The sequence below is a fragment of the Pedobacter sp. genome (assembly GCF_035317785.1).
In the GTDB taxonomy this organism is placed as follows: Bacteria; Bacteroidota; Bacteroidia; order Sphingobacteriales; family Sphingobacteriaceae; genus Pedobacter.
In genome coordinates this window covers 15,261-29,930 of the sequence record NZ_DATHGC010000360.1, presented here as the reverse complement: position 1 = coordinate 29,930, position 14,670 = coordinate 15,261, and the positions used below count along the sequence as shown (strand labels likewise).

Annotated in this window: 17 protein-coding genes and 1 pseudogene; 16 read left to right on the top strand and 2 right to left on the bottom strand. The window is 41.6% G+C overall.

From position 1 onward, the window contains the following. From VK541_RS22555 to VK541_RS22525, 7 genes and pseudogenes are all read left to right on the top strand, one after another. A pseudogene (locus VK541_RS22555) lies at positions 1 to 184 on the top strand (glycine C-acetyltransferase); the annotation flags it as partial. Between the two features lie 30 nt (positions 185 to 214). Next, on the top strand, positions 215 to 1,252 hold the full coding sequence (pheS, locus tag VK541_RS22550) for a phenylalanine--tRNA ligase subunit alpha (RefSeq protein WP_324372820.1): 1,038 nt from the start codon (positions 215 to 217) through the stop codon (positions 1,250 to 1,252). Continuing rightward, complete coding sequence (locus VK541_RS22545) at positions 1,252 to 1,668, top strand: hypothetical protein (protein WP_324372819.1); 417 nt, start codon at positions 1,252 to 1,254, stop codon at positions 1,666 to 1,668. The genes pheS and VK541_RS22545 overlap by 1 nt, the downstream gene beginning before the upstream one ends. After that, positions 1,668 to 2,243, top strand: a complete 576-nt coding sequence (locus VK541_RS22540) for a helix-turn-helix domain-containing protein (RefSeq protein ID WP_324372818.1) — start codon at positions 1,668 to 1,670, stop codon at positions 2,241 to 2,243. Before VK541_RS22545 ends, VK541_RS22540 begins: the two co-directional genes overlap by 1 nt. A 70-nt stretch (positions 2,244 to 2,313) precedes the next feature. Next, complete coding sequence (locus tag VK541_RS22535) at positions 2,314 to 2,424, top strand: phenylalanyl-tRNA synthetase subunit alpha (protein ID WP_324372817.1); 111 nt, start codon at positions 2,314 to 2,316, stop codon at positions 2,422 to 2,424. 155 nt (positions 2,425 to 2,579) lie between these two features. Further along, a complete protein-coding gene (rlmD, locus tag VK541_RS22530) occupies positions 2,580 to 4,043 on the top strand; it encodes a 23S rRNA (uracil(1939)-C(5))-methyltransferase RlmD (RefSeq protein WP_324372816.1) in 1,464 nt (487 codons plus the stop codon). A gap of 21 nt (positions 4,044 to 4,064) precedes the next feature. Next, positions 4,065 to 4,472, top strand: a complete 408-nt coding sequence (locus tag VK541_RS22525) for a hypothetical protein (RefSeq protein ID WP_324372815.1) — start codon at positions 4,065 to 4,067, stop codon at positions 4,470 to 4,472. Positions 4,473 to 4,532: 60 nt separating this feature from the next. Here the strand turns inward: VK541_RS22525 and VK541_RS22520 are convergent, their stop codons facing one another. Continuing rightward, the gene (locus VK541_RS22520) at positions 4,533 to 5,243 is read right to left on the bottom strand and encodes a head GIN domain-containing protein (RefSeq protein ID WP_324372814.1); all 711 of its coding nucleotides are present in this window, start codon (positions 5,241 to 5,243) and stop codon (positions 4,533 to 4,535) included. 196 nt (positions 5,244 to 5,439) lie between these two features. On the opposite strand from VK541_RS22520, the gene VK541_RS22515 reads away from it, so the two are divergent. From VK541_RS22515 to hemH, 5 genes are all read left to right on the top strand, one after another. Further along, positions 5,440 to 5,949, top strand: coding sequence for a phosphoribosyltransferase family protein (locus VK541_RS22515; RefSeq protein WP_285059910.1), 510 nt, complete (start codon positions 5,440 to 5,442; stop codon positions 5,947 to 5,949). 37 nt (positions 5,950 to 5,986) lie between these two features. Further along, positions 5,987 to 6,610, top strand: a complete 624-nt coding sequence (locus tag VK541_RS22510; RefSeq protein WP_324372812.1) for a 1-acyl-sn-glycerol-3-phosphate acyltransferase — start codon at positions 5,987 to 5,989, stop codon at positions 6,608 to 6,610. Continuing rightward, positions 6,607 to 7,518 (top strand): hypothetical protein, encoded by a 912-nt coding sequence (locus VK541_RS22505; protein WP_324372811.1) that lies wholly within the window; start codon positions 6,607 to 6,609, stop codon positions 7,516 to 7,518. Before VK541_RS22510 ends, VK541_RS22505 begins: the two co-directional genes overlap by 4 nt. A gap of 52 nt (positions 7,519 to 7,570) precedes the next feature. Beyond that, positions 7,571 to 8,419, top strand: a complete 849-nt coding sequence (locus tag VK541_RS22500; RefSeq protein ID WP_324372810.1) for a 4-hydroxy-3-methylbut-2-enyl diphosphate reductase — start codon at positions 7,571 to 7,573, stop codon at positions 8,417 to 8,419. A 65-nt stretch (positions 8,420 to 8,484) separates the two neighbouring features. Further along, the gene (hemH, locus tag VK541_RS22495; protein ID WP_324372809.1) at positions 8,485 to 9,498 is read left to right on the top strand and encodes a ferrochelatase; all 1,014 of its coding nucleotides are present in this window, start codon (positions 8,485 to 8,487) and stop codon (positions 9,496 to 9,498) included. Here hemH and VK541_RS22490 read toward each other — a convergent pair. After that, positions 9,495 to 10,709, bottom strand: coding sequence for a 3-deoxy-D-manno-octulosonic acid transferase (locus tag VK541_RS22490; protein ID WP_324372807.1), 1,215 nt, complete (start codon positions 10,707 to 10,709; stop codon positions 9,495 to 9,497). The two genes, hemH and VK541_RS22490, sit on opposite strands and share 4 nt — an antisense overlap. Positions 10,710 to 10,770: 61 nt before the next feature. Between VK541_RS22490 and VK541_RS22485 the strand changes: the two genes are divergently transcribed. From VK541_RS22485 to VK541_RS22470, 4 genes are read left to right on the top strand one after another with little or no spacing between them, the layout of a single operon-like run. Next, entirely contained in the window at positions 10,771 to 12,081 is a 1,311-nt protein-coding gene (locus VK541_RS22485; RefSeq protein WP_324372806.1) for a UDP-glucose/GDP-mannose dehydrogenase family protein, read from the top strand. Continuing rightward, positions 12,081 to 13,070 carry a UDP-glucuronic acid decarboxylase family protein gene (locus tag VK541_RS22480; RefSeq protein WP_324372805.1) on the top strand — a complete coding sequence of 330 codons (990 nt, stop codon included), beginning with the start codon at positions 12,081 to 12,083 and terminating at the stop codon, positions 13,068 to 13,070. The genes VK541_RS22485 and VK541_RS22480 overlap by 1 nt, the downstream gene beginning before the upstream one ends. A gap of 9 nt (positions 13,071 to 13,079) precedes the next feature. Then, positions 13,080 to 14,102, top strand: a complete 1,023-nt coding sequence (gene galE, locus VK541_RS22475) for a UDP-glucose 4-epimerase GalE (RefSeq protein WP_324372804.1) — start codon at positions 13,080 to 13,082, stop codon at positions 14,100 to 14,102. Continuing rightward, positions 14,103 to 14,669, top strand: coding sequence for a hypothetical protein (locus VK541_RS22470; RefSeq protein ID WP_324372803.1), 567 nt, complete (start codon positions 14,103 to 14,105; stop codon positions 14,667 to 14,669). The last annotated feature ends 1 nt before the right edge of the window (position 14,670 follow it).

Here is a 14,670-nt window from a genome sequence, read left to right as displayed (position 1 = left end):
CGCACAAAAGTTTGCTGCAAAAATGCTGGAGGAGGGTATTTATGTGATCGGGTTTTATTATCCGGTAGTGGCCCAGGGCAAAGCAAGGATCCGCGTACAGCTGTCTGCTGCGCATGAGCAACACCATCTGGATAAGGCTATTGCTGCATTTACTAAAGTAGGTAAGGCATTGGGGGTGATATAAAATTGTATAAATAGCTGTATATTTGGACCCATGTTACAAGATAAGATAACACAGTATGCTGGGGAAATAAATGCATTTTCCACAGATAAAGCAGATGAGTTAGAACAGTTTCGTATTAAATTCCTGGGAACTAAGGGAATTATCAAGGATATTTTTGACGAGTTTAAAGCGGTTTCACCTGAGGAGAAAAGATCCCTGGGCAAGGTTTTAAATGAGTTTAAGCAGTTGGCTGAAGCAAAATACCAAATTTTAAAGGATCAGGGTGGCGTAACAGAAGCTGTTGCCGATTCTGGTCTGGACCTGACCTTGCCGGGTGAGGGTTTTGAAGTAGGCGCGCGCCATCCGCTGGCACTGGTGAGAAGAGAGATCATCGAGATTTTTAACAAGCTGGGTTTTGTGGTGGCAGAAGGTCCGGAAATAGAGGATGACTGGCACAATTTTTCCGCATTGAACTTCCCGGAAGAACATCCGGCAAGAGACATGCAGGACACTTTCTTTATTAAAAAAGGCGGTGAAAAGGGGGATATAGCACTTCGTACACATACTTCTTCTGTGCAGGTGAGGATGATGGAAGCCGGTCAGCCACCGTTCAGGGCAATCATGCCCGGCAGGGTATACCGCAATGAGGCGATCTCCGCAAGGGCACATTGTTTCTTTCATCAGGTGGAAGGACTCTATGTGGACGAGAATGTATCGTTTGCGGATTTAAAGCAGACCCTGTTCTATTTTGTACAGGAATTGTACGGGGAAGGAACGAAAGTCCGTTTCCGCCCTTCTTATTTTCCGTTTACTGAGCCTTCTGCGGAAATGGATATTTCATGTACGATCTGCAAAGGCGCCGGATGCCCGATGTGTAAATATAGTGGCTGGGTGGAGATACTGGGCTGCGGCATGGTGGATCCGAATGTTTTGGAAAACTGCGGTATTGACAGTAAAAAATACAGCGGATTTGCTTTTGGAATGGGTATCGAGCGTATCGCGAACTTAAAATTTGAGATCAAGGACCTTCGCCTGTTCTCTGAAAATGATACGCGGTTTTTAAAACAATACAAAACCTCACTGATATAATGAAAAAGATTGCCGGAATTTGGATGTTGCTTTGGATGATGTGTGCCGCCTGCGGCAAGGGAGATATGGCTATTCCTAATGTTCCGGTGAATTTTAGTGCGCTGCTGACAGATCCGAGGCTCCTGAGGTTGAGCAGTCCCGGACAGGGGGTGCTGATCAAGGACCATGGGGTAGCAGGTCTGATCATTTACCACAAGCTGGACGGCAGTTATGTGTCTTACGACCGGTGCAGTACGGTGAATCCGGATGAGAAATGTGCTGTTGTACTGGATGAATCGAATTTTGCAGTCACTGATAAATGCACAGGGGCAAAATTTTCACTGGAAGATGGCAGCCCCGTGAAGGCCCCTGCTAAAAGGGCCTTAAAGATGTACAATACATCTATACAGGGAAATACTATACATGTAACGAATTGATGGAACCGGAAAAAATTAAAGAAAGCATAATCAGGGCTGCTAAAGAGCTGTTTAGAAAATACGGTTATCATAAGACCAGTGTCAACGAAATCGCTAAGAAAGCAAGAATCGCAAAAGCCACCATTTATAAATATTTCGAAAGTAAGGAACAGATACTGGATGCCATTCTGATGAATTATCTGGATTTGAACCTTCATGAGATATTAAAAAATAAAGCCCAGTTTGCAGATGAAGAAGAGCATCTGAAGGCACTGGTCATGAAGACCTGCAGGTTGACTTATACGGTGTGCAACGAGTTTATCGGCTGGGACTTTGTAAGGGAAAATGCCAATTCCCAGGAGTTTCTTAAACATTTATCTGACCAGCTGGAATCTTTGCTGTTGTCTGCTTACCTGGAGCTCGATCACTTTAAGAATAATCCTTCGCGCAAGGAAGGGCTGGCTTTTTTACTCAAAGCGAGTAAAAGCATAGTATTCTCATTTGCATTTACTTCTGTAAGTGATTCGGATGTACGCAAGAATTTTGTCAGTTTCCAAAAAGAACTGCTTCCTTTTTTGGTTAAGGCTGCCTTGTAGCTCTTGTGTAGACCGTTTTGGTATTTGGTATAAAAACACTTACATTTGTTGATATATCAATATTGTCGCCATGAGTAACGAAATTTTGGAAGTTTCCGTTTTAGTAGAAGAAAAATTTGATATGAGCTTTAATTGGTTGGGTGGCCTTTTTGGTTTTATCCTTAGGGTTTTTGGTAAATAATGCTTGATCTTATGATTTCTTGGTTAAAGGGTGCTGTCTGCATCTTTGAGAAATCTTGCGCCGTAATAAAATTTAAAACTAATTATTCGCATCTTTGCACTTTTTAGCTGTACGCGATTATTGCCGTTGCAGTTTTATATAAGTTATGCAGCAAAATGAGTAGAAATAGAAAATCGGGGACAGTAAGTATCATTCCAAATCTAAATATAATTGACATTGCTGAAGAGGGTAAGGGTGTAGGCAAGGCAGATGAGCTGGTGATATTTGTCGATAAAGCGGTTCCCGGAGATGTGGCAGACGTGCGTATCATTAAAAAGAAAAAGAACTTTGCAGAGGCCGTCATTGAAAGTTTAAATAAAGCATCGGAGCTAAGGACAGACCCTTTTTGTCAGCACTTTGGCACCTGCGGCGGTTGCAAATGGCAGCATATGGGATATGAAGCCCAGTTGAAATTTAAACACAAGAACGTAGAGGCTGCACTGCAGCGCCTTGCAAAGATCGATACGACAGGTATGGAGCCTATTTTAGGATCTGCTGAGAATAAATATTACAGGAATAAGCTGGAGTATACTTTTTCTAATAAACGCTGGTTAAATAAAGAGGACATTGCAGAACGCGGGGTACTTGAGGAGGGACCTGATACTGAAGGGCCTGATCCCGATCTTGAAATGAACGCCCTGGGCTTTCACGTACCTTTACGCTTTGATAAGATACTTGACATCCAGCATTGCTACCTGCAGGCTGAACCATCAAATACCATCAGAAATTCGGTACGCGCTTATGCGCTGGAAAACAGCATGAGCTTTTATGATCTCCGCAACCACGAAGGCAGTTTGAGGAACCTGATCATCCGTACCTCTTCTACTGGTGAAGTAATGGTTGTAGTGGTTTTTGCTTATGTGGGCCAGGAAAAGGCAGAAGGACTGATGGAACATTTGAAACTAAGTTTTCCGGCGATCACTGCGCTGCTGTATATCATCAACCAAAAAAAGAACGATACCATATTTGACCAGGACGTAATTACCTATTCAGGAAGGGACCACATTTTTGAAGAAATGGATGGTCTGAAATTTAAGATCGGTCCAAAATCATTCTACCAGACCAATTCTGATCAGGCACATGAACTGTATAAAATTACCAGGGAATTTGCAGGTTTTTCCGGGAATGAGCTGGTCTATGATCTTTATACCGGCGCAGGGACGATTGCAAATTTTATAGCCGGAAATGTTAAACAGGTGATCGGGATTGAATACGTCCCTACGGCTATTGATGATGCAAAGTTCAATTCGCATCTTAATAAAATCGACAATACAATTTTCTATGCCGGGGATATGAAAGACATTCTGACAAGAGAATTTATTGCGGCACATGGTAAACCGGATGTGGTCATCACTGACCCGCCAAGAGCCGGAATGCACGCAGATGTGGTCGCGAGATTGCTGGAGATGGAAGCTGATAAAATTGTGTATGTAAGCTGTAATGCGGCCACACAGGCTAGAGACCTGGCTCTCCTGAAAGAAAAATATGAAGTGCTGAGGATCAAGCCGGTTGATATGTTTCCTCATACGCAGCACGTTGAAAACGTTGTTTTGTTAAAATTTGTTGGCAGCGCGGTGTAGCGCTTTTGAAGATTAATTATAATGGATATAGAAGAATTATTGCCGCAGCAGCCGGAAGGTGAAAAACCTGAAACTAAAAAACAAAGTCCGCTGATCAGTCTTGAAAAAGACCTTGAACTGTACGCCGACTCTGTTAAAGAGGTTGCAGTTGAGATCATAGTAGAGGGTATTTCTGCTAACCCTATATTTATAGCCCATCAGTTTACGGTCAATATTGGGGAAGTGATCCTGGACCGCAAGGATTTGAATACGGAATGGACCATTCAGGCATCTACATTTGAAGAATTTGTAGAGAAGGGGATTATTCAGCCTGATAAAAAGGCTTTGTTCCTGAAAAATTATAAAAAGCCCGAAGATTTTATGTGTGTGTTTGTGATCGTTCCGGAAGGGGCTAACTTTATTTACTATCCCTACAAGAATAAGGGTTAAGACACAAAAAATCCCTAACGGCCTCCACCGGTAGGGATTCACTAAAACTAAACTTAAATATTAATTTATCTTGTTGACTTCTCCGCTTTTGCCTGAGGATTTTTTTACAGCAGGGTTTCCTTTATAGTTTACATCACTGCCGCCGCTTGCTGTTACATCCAGTGCTTTGGTGACATGGACACTGGTGTCAGAACCTCCACTTGCGGTCACCCTGGCATTTTCTACCACAAAGCCCAGTGCATCGATATCGCTTCCACCGCTGCTGCTTGCCTCCATATTTGTTGCATTTCCTTTTATGTTTACATCAGAACCACCACTGGTCTGAATTTGGATGTCTTTGGCAATGACATTTAAGTCAATGTCTGAACCACCTGATGCGCTTATAGATAATTTATCTGTTTTTAAAGTGTTTTGTGAATACACGTCACTGCCGCCACTGGCGGAAATGGCCTGCAGCGTTTTATAGTTCACATAGACTTTGATGCTTTGGCCCTTAAACAGCCTGCCCCAGCTAATGTTATCCTTATATCTGATGCTTAGGTTATTTCCTTTTTTTTCAACAACCACGTTTTTTAACAGATCGGGATGGGCATTGACCCTGATGTTTTCAGAACTGCTTTGTGTCAGATAAAGATCTATACCGCTTGATACGGAAACTTCAGTAAAATTGGTAATGGCTATGTCTTTGTTTTCCTGAGCTTTGGTTGCTATTGAATTTGCAGAAAGTGCGATGAAAACAATTGCGATTAAAGTGAAACTGGAATTTTTCATAATCGGTTAAGTTAAGGGGTTCATGAATTAGACGCAGACAGGTAGTAAACGTTGCATCATTTGTAAATTATTTTTAAATATTTTTTTTCAAGGCCTTTTTTGTGCCGGAGAAGGAAGGATAAAATAAAATTTTAGCTAAGTTTGATTTTCAACCTTAAAATGGTTCTTTTTGTAGCACGTAAACAATGTGACACCAATGGCAGAATCTCAGTTACTTATTCTCAATAAAGAACAGATACAACAAAAAATTAACAGGATAGCCTACCAGATTTTGGAAGACAACCTGGATGAACAGGAAATTGTACTGGCAGGGATATGGGACCGCGGATATAAACTTGCTCTACGTTTGAAATCTGTATTGTCGAAAATCTCTGATCTTAAAATCACGATGCTCAGGATAGATCTGGACAGGTTGAACAGTAAGCTGGTTGCAAATACTGATCTGGACGAATCACAATGGAAAAATAAGGTAGTCATACTGGTAGATGATGTGTTAAACAGCGGCAAGACCCTTGCGTATGGGCTTGGGGTATTTCTGAACACACCACATAAAAAAATAAGGACTGTGGTTCTTGTAGACAGAAGTCATAAAATATTTCCTATAGCAACTGACTTTGTAGGATTGCAGCTGGCAACTATACTAAAGGAACACGTGGATGTAGTGATGGATGTGGAAGGTGAAGAGGACCGGGTGTATTTAAGCTAAAACTTGTATTTAAGAGGAATTATTCCCATTTTAGGGGATGCGCCAGTTCAAAAAAAATCCTTTTGTCCTTCATTTTTTTTCCTGGTATATTGCTCATTTGCTCAGGAAGGACTTCGCCGGTTATCATTTTAACAAACTGGAAATTAACGCTGATGAAGCTGTGTTGCTGCTCGCCAATCATTTTAGCTGGTGGGATGGTTTTTTAATGTTTCAGTTAAACAGACTGCTTTTCAAAAAGCAATTTCATGTTTTAATTACACATCAGGACTACAGCAGGCACTGGTACCTGAAGTACCTGGGTGCATTTGCCGCTGAAAATAATAAGAAAGACGTGATTGAAACATTGATCTATGCCGGAAAATTACTGGACGACCCAAACAATCTTGTGCTCCTATTCCCGCAAGGCAGATCTTATACCAGTCACGTTACGGGTATTAATTTCGAGAAGGGCATCATGCAGGTGATCAATTCATCAAAAAAGAAATTTCAAATTGTTTTTTCTGTAAGCCTCTCGGATTATTACGGAAAGCGTAAACCTACAATGAATACTTATTTGAGGTCCTGGGAAGCGGAAGAGTATATGAGTTTGCAATTGCTTAAAAGTGAGTATAATAAGCATTATGATTATGCCGTTAAAGATCAAAATAAAACGGAAGTATGATTTTGTTCATTTATGCAGGCCTCATCTTCCTGGTATTAAGATTTTCAGTCACGCTGTTTAACTTCCTGTCGAATCCTAAATTGGGATATTATGGAAAACATTATACAGATAAAGTCTCCATTATCATATTCAGTGATCCTGAGGATGATCACAGCCAGTTATTGAAATCTATAGAAGAACAGGACTACAAACACGTTGAAATTTTTGTTAAGAACGCGAAGGAAAGAATTAATGACATCACAGATCTGGCCACCGGCAAGTACCTGTTGTTCTTAAAGGGAAAGCTGAGCACTGGAAAAGGGCTGATCAATAATTTGATCTACCGGGCAAAAGTATACGATCTTGCACTGATCAGTCTGGTACCGAACAGGAAGTTTAATGGCTTTTTTGACAGGTGTATTTACCCGCTGAATGATTTCGTGCTGATGAATATATTTCCGATGAGATTGATCCGGTTAATTAATATTCCCGCATTTTCTGTAGCCAGTCAGCCATGTATGTTTTTCAATGCGGACAAATACAGACAAAATTTAGTGAGTGAAAATCAGGGCAAAACAAAAATGGAACTCCTGCAGGCAAATGGATTTGTTCATTTGGAAGACAAGTCTGATACCGGCTCTGTTGGAAAGGGATTGCTCAGGATATTTGGAAACAATGTATTTGCAGCGTCGATATACACGCTGCTTGTTGTATTTTGCCCTATTGTTATGGCGGTGAATTTTGACCCTGCTTTTTTAGCGCTGCCGGTAGGCCTTATTTTTTTGACCCGGGTGATGATATCCTTTTTAACCGCCCAGAATCAGGTGGTTAATCTATTGCTGCACCCTTTGCAGGTTGTAATGCTGGTAGTTGTAATGATAAAAGCAATAACAATCAGGGTGCTGACACTAACAAGACAGAAGAATTGAAAATATCAAAGTCTTTTTGCTTAATTTTGCAGAAGATGCTTGTGTATAAATCATGAAATACGACCTAACAGTAACTATTGATAAGGCTTCAGGCTTTTGTTTTGGAGTAGTCTATGCTATTGATATGGCGGAAGATATTCTGGACAATGAAGATTATTTGTATTGCCTGGGGGATATCGTTCATAATGATGAAGAAGTAAAGCGGTTGACGGACAAGGGGCTAAGGATCATCGATCATGAACAATTGCAAACGCTTCAAAATGAGAAGGTACTGATCAGGGCGCATGGCGAAGCGCCATCTACTTATAAACTGGCTTTAGAAAACCAGCTGACGCTAATCGACGCATCCTGTCCGGTGGTGCTGAAATTGCAGAACCGCATAAAGAATTCTCATGATGACGATGAGCAGATTCTCATATTTGGCAAGCACGGGCACGCGGAGGTAGTAGGGTTGCAGGGTCAGACAGATGGTAAGGCGATTGTTTTTCAGGATATTGCTGAACTGGACGACACTGATCTTCCCGCAAAATTCACATTGTATAGCCAGACGACAAAAAGCACCGACAAATTTTATCAGATCAAAGATGAGCTGCTGAGCAGAGGATATGAAGTAAAGGCAAATGATACGATATGCAGGCAGGTTTCTAACAGGTATGGTGACCTGGAGAAATTTGTGGTGAATTTTGACAGCATCGTTTTTGTATCAGGTAAGAAATCATCAAATGGGAAGGTGCTTTACGATGTTTGCAAAAAATACAATACAAATTCGCATTTTATTTCCAATGTGGAAGAAATAGATTTCAAGTGGTTCTCTCCAGGGGATAAGGTTGGGATCTGCGGTGCTACATCAACCCCGATGTGGCTTATGGAGGAGGTGAAAACCTTTTTGCTCGATCATTAGAAAGTAAATATTGCTTTCCTGCTTAAGGAAGCAATAAGATAATAAGTTAATTTCGCGCCGTAACTATGGGAAAAAAGGGTGTATTGCTGGTAAATTTAGGAACTCCGGATAGTCCGGAGGTAGCAGACGTGCGTAAATATCTTGATCAGTTTTTGATGGATGAGCGTGTGATAGATGTCAATGCATTTAAACGCACGCTTCTGGTAAAAGGAATTATTGTCCCTTTCAGAAGTCCGAAAACGTCTAAGCTGTATAAGGAGATCTGGGACGGGAACGGTTCTCCATTATTGTATTACAGTAAGATCCAGGCCAACCTGCTGCAGGAAAAACTGGGTGACGAATATCATGTCGAACTTGCAATGCGCTATCAAAATCCTTCTATATCATCAGCATTGGAGAAGATGAAGGCAGGTCTGGTGGAAAGTATAAAAGTAATACCCATGTTCCCCCAGTATGCATCAGCGAGTACCGGATCAGTCATGCAGAGCGTAATGGAGATCATTAGTAGATGGTCTACTGTGCCCCCTGTAGCTTTTGTCAACTCTTTTCATGACAATGATCTTGTAATTGAAACTTTTGCGAATAATGCGCTAAAATACCAGCCGGATAGCTACGACCATGTGTTGTTTAGTTTTCACGGACTGCCGGAACGTCAGCTTTTGAAATGTGATCATACTGGTCATTATTGCCTGAAGCAGGATAACTGCTGTGAATCATTGAATGACACAAATAAATTCTGTTACTCTGCGCAGGGGTATGATACAGCCAGGCTGATCGCAGCTAAACTCAACATCGCAAGTGAGAATTATACAGTTTGTTTTCAATCGAGGCTGGGCAAAGAACCGTGGGTACAGCCGTATACCACTGATGTTTTAAAGAAACTTGCCAGAGAAGGTAAAAAGAGGTTACTGGTATTTAGTCCTGCGTTTGTTGCGGATTGTTTGGAAACACTGTACGAAATTACGGTAGAATATCATGAGGAGTTTAAGGCGCTGGGTGGTGAACACGTCCAGCTGGTGGAAAGCCTTAATGATGACCCCAGGTTTATAGATGCCCTGGCTGGGATGGCAGTAGCCTAAAAATACGGTTGTATATAATTTATAATCTGATCTGTTGATCCTGTTTTAGAGATCACATAGTTTTTCGCAGCATCGCCAGATCGCTTATTTGTAACGAGTGTTTTGAATGCATCGAGGAGCTCGCCCTCATTTCTGATGCTTATGGCTGCATTTAGTGAGATCAGGTCCTTTGCCTCCTGGAATTTTTCATATTTTGGCCCGCAAATAACAGGTATGCCAAATGCAGCAGCTTCAAGGGTGTTATGGATCCCTGCGCCAAATCCGCCACCTATGTATGCAATATTTCCATATCTATAAAGTGAGGATAACAGGCCTATGTTGTCAATGATCAGTACCTGGCTTTTTTGTGTGGTTTCGGACAGACCGGAATATTTTATGCCCTCAGGTAATAATTTCTGAAGCGCACTGATATGACCTGTATCAATTTCATGGGGCGCTATAATGAATTTCCAGCCGGGATAGGCGGAAATTAATACGGATAAGATTTTTTCGTCCGCCGCCCAGGTGCTGCCGGCAACAAGAACGGGTGCTGTGCCACAAAATTTTTCAACAAGATCGAATGTTTTCGGTGAAGCGGCATTTTCAGCTACCCGGTCAAATCTGGTATCGCCGCTTAGACTGGTGTTTTTAAGTTGAATGCTGCTAAGTAATGCCCTGCTTTCTTCATTTTGCAGAAAAAAGTGGTCGACAAAACTTAGTATTTTCCGGTTAAATGAGCCATACCACTTGAAATAAACCTGTCCGGTCCTGAATATTCCGGAGATGATAAATAGGGGAGTGCCATTTTTTTTTAGCGCTTTAAAATAATGGTACCAGTATTCATATTTGGTGAAAATTGCGATTTCCGGATTTAGAGCAGCGATTAGTTTTTTTGCATTTTCCGGGGTATCCAAGGGCAGGTAGAAGACTCCCTCTGCCAGGGGGTAATTCTTCCTTATTTCATAACCGGAAGGAGAGAAGAAAGTAATGACAATCCGTTTTTGGGGATAAAGCTCTTTTATTTTCTCCAATACAGTTCTGCCTTGTTCAAACTCTCCGAGGGACGCAAAATGAAACCAGATGTGCTTTTGTGATGGATCAGCGGTAAGCGCTATTTTTTTGAAGATATTTTTTCTGCCGTTTATAAAAAGTGCTGCTTTTGTGCTGAAAGGAGAAAGCAGGTAAATAATGAGTCCATAAAGTTGAATCCCTATATTATAAAGCCAAAGCATTTTATTGTTTTTTGTTATCTTAGCCGAAGATACCTCAATAAAATTAAATCGAAATTAATATATGAAAATAGCTGTAATAGGAACAGGTTATGTAGGTCTGGTAACAGGGACTTGTCTGGCTGAAACCGGGAACAATGTAATCTGTGTTGACGTGAATGCAGCCAAGGTGCAAAAGATGCAGGCCGGTGAAATACCAATCTATGAACCTGGCCTGGATGTTTTGTTCCACAGGAATATTGCCCAGCGCAGACTTACCTTTACTACGGACTTGGCAGCGGGTATTAAAGATGCCCAGATCATATTCATGGCATTGCCAACCCCCCCAGGCGGAGATGGAGCTGCAGACCTTTCTTATATTCTGGGTGCAGCAAAAGACATCGCCAAATTGGTTACAGCTTATAAAGTTATTGTGAATAAATCAACTGTTCCCGTGGGAACAGCGGATAAGGTGCAGGCTGTTTTTAAGGAGCACACATCGGTAGAGATCGATGTGGTTTCTAATCCTGAATTTTTACGTGAAGGCGTTGCTGTAGATGATTTTATGAAACCTGATCGTGTAGTGATCGGGACCACCAGCGAAAAGGCTAAAAAACTGATGGCGGAATTATACGGCCCATATGTACGGCAGGGTAATCCTATTTTGTTTATGGACGAGCGCTCCTCTGAGCTTACTAAATATGCCGCAAATTCTTTCCTTGCTACAAAGATCACTTTTATGAATGAGGTGGCCAATCTTTGTGAAATAGTCGGGGCTGATGTGGATGCAGTCAGAAAAGGGATTGGATCTGATGACCGTATAGGTAAGCGTTTCCTGTTCCCGGGGATAGGTTACGGCGGAAGCTGTTTCCCTAAGGATGTGCAGGCTCTGGCCAAATCCGCAGATGAGAACCAGTATGATTTTCAGATCCTGAAGGCGGTAATGAGGGTAAATGAAAAACAAAAAACTGTGTTGGTGGAGAAACTCTTGAAATACTATAAAGGTGACCTGAAAGGCAAGCATTTTGCGTTGTGGGGGCTGGCTTTCAAACCTGAGACCGATGACATCCGCGAAGCTCCCGCATTGTACATCATAGAGGATCTCCTGAAACATGGCGCTACCGTAAATACTTTTGATCCTGAAGGTATTGCCAATGTAAAGGCTTTGCTGGGTGATAAAATTCAATATGCGGAAGATCAGTATGCGGCTTTGAAAGGAGCAGATGCTTTGCTGATTGCTACGGAATGGTCGGTTTTCAGAAACCCGGATTTTGACAGAATGGAAGAAACTTTGACCAATAAGGTTATTTTTGACGGGCGTAATCTTTATGACCTTCAAAAAATGATCGATCTTGGATATTATTACAATAGTGTTGGGCGTAAACTGATAGATTAATGGGACGTAAAAGAGTTTTAATAACTGGTGCTGCGGGTTTTCTGGGATCTCATTTGTGTGACAGGTTCATTAAAGAAGATTATCATGTGATCGGTATGGACAACCTGATTACCGGGGACCTGCGGAATATCGAACATTTGTTTGGTCTGGAGAATTTTGAGTTTTCCCATCATGATGTTTCAAAATTTGTTTACGTATCCGGAAAACTGGATTATATACTGCATTTTGCGTCTCCGGCCAGTCCGATAGATTATTTAAAAATCCCCATCCAGACATTGAAAGTTGGTTCATTAGGCACCCATAATCTTTTGGGACTGGCGAAAAATAAAAATGCCCGCATGCTGATCGCTTCAACCTCAGAGGTATACGGAGACCCTAGTGTTAATCCTCAGCCGGAAGAATACTGGGGAAATGTGAATCCGGTTGGCCCAAGAGGGGTATACGACGAAGCAAAGCGTTTTCAGGAAGCAATGACGATGGCTTATCATACTTTTCATGGATTAGAGACAAGGATAGTCCGGATTTTTAATACTTATGGACCAAGAATGCGCCTGAATGACGGAAGGGTACTCCCTGCTTTTATTGGTCAGGCACTTCGCGGCGAAGACCTGACGGTATTTGGGGACGGATCGCAGACCAGGTCTTTTTGTTATGTAGATGACTTAATTGAAGGCATTTACAGGTTACTGCTGAGTGATTATGCACAGCCTGTTAATATTGGAAATCCTGATGAAATTACAATTAAACAGTTTGGTGAAGAGATCATTAAACTGACAGGTACTACCCAAAAACTGGTATTGCGGGATCTGCCGGTTGATGACCCCAAACAGCGCAGGCCTGATATCACAAAAGCCAGGAAAATTCTGGGCTGGGAACCAAAAATAAGCAGGGCAGAAGGACTTAAGATCACTTACGAGTATTTTAAATCTTTGCCGAAAGAAGCATTAATAAATAAAGAACATAAAGATTTTACAACCTATAATCGTTAATTAAAAAGAATGTCGAAAATATTAGTGACTGGCGGGACCGGTTTTATTGGTTCACATACAGTGGTAGAATTATACAATGCAGGCTATGAAGTAATCATCATTGATGACCTGTCCAATTCCAACCCGAAAATACTCGATCAGATTGAAGCCATCATTGGAGCAAAACCAGAATTTGCTGAACTTGACCTGTGTGATGAGGACAAAATCAAGGAATTTGCCGCTAAGCATAAGGATATATCAGGAGCGATCCATTTTGCTGCTTTCAAGGCAGTAGGAGAATCTGTTCAGCAGCCTTTAAAATATTATAGAAATAATTTCTATTCACTGATCAATTTAATCAATGCCTTTGACAGCTCCTTAAAATTGGTCTTTTCCTCCTCATGTACCGTTTATGGTCAGCCAGATGTACTGCCTGTAACTGAAGAGGCGCCAACAAAAAAGGCGGAATCACCTTATGGAAATACCAAGCAGATTGCTGAAGAAATTTTACGGGAGACCTGTGCGGTTGTCCCTTCTCTGAAGGTTACTTCACTTCGTTATTTTAACCCCGTGGGGGCACATCATACTTCGTTGATCGGGGAATTGCCGATCGGGGTTCCTCAAAACCTGGTTCCTTTTATCACCCAGTCAGCCATAGGCAAGCGCGGTCCCATTACCGTTTACGGCAATGATTATAATACTCCTGATGGAAGTGCCGTCAGAGATTACATTCATGTTGTGGACCTGGCTAAGGCGCATGTTGCGGCCATTAAAAGACTGGAGAGCGATAAAGCTGAATCTAATTATGAAGTGTTCAACCTGGGGACAGGTAAAGGATCAACCGTATTGGAAGTCATTGATGCTTTTGAAAAATCAACCGGCGAAAAATTGAATTATACGATAGGCCCCAGGAGAGCTGGAGATATTGAGCAGGTTTGGGGCGATGTCACCAAATCAACAGAAGTACTGGGCTGGAAAGCGGAGCTTGGTTTAGAAGAAATGATGTCTTCTGCATGGAAATGGGAGAAATATTTAAAGGAAAATCCATTCTAGATGCTGTTAAGTGAGCACAAGGATCTTAAACTGGCGATCAGATCTCTTCCTGAAAAGGAAAAAGATAAACTTTTGCTCAGGCTCATTGCTAAAGATAAAGTCTTAACAGAGCATCTTCATTTTAAATTGCTGGAAGATGAACAAGACCTTGTTGATCGGCATGAGGCATTGGTATCTCTGATAGACAGAGGCGTAGGTGAGCTTTTGAATAATAAAAAACTGACGTCCAAAGATACACTCACAAAGATGAGGGGGCTTTTAGGCCAGACCAATCATCATTTTAAAGTGACCAAAGATGCCGGCTCCGATATCGAGCTAAGGATACATTTGCTGGGTCTGATCCCGATAGCATTTAAGGAAAGTCTTTTTTCTCCGCTGCATAAGTTTAATGAGAAGCTCATGGTTTATTTTGTTAAATCAACGCAGGGTGTTTTGAATAAATACTATAGAATGCATGAAGACCTTCAATTCGATCTCAAGGAGCAGCTAAACGACGTTTTAAATAAAATATATACCAATAAATCTGAGGCGGTGGCCCGGGAGCTTGGTTTGCCAAAAGAATTATAGC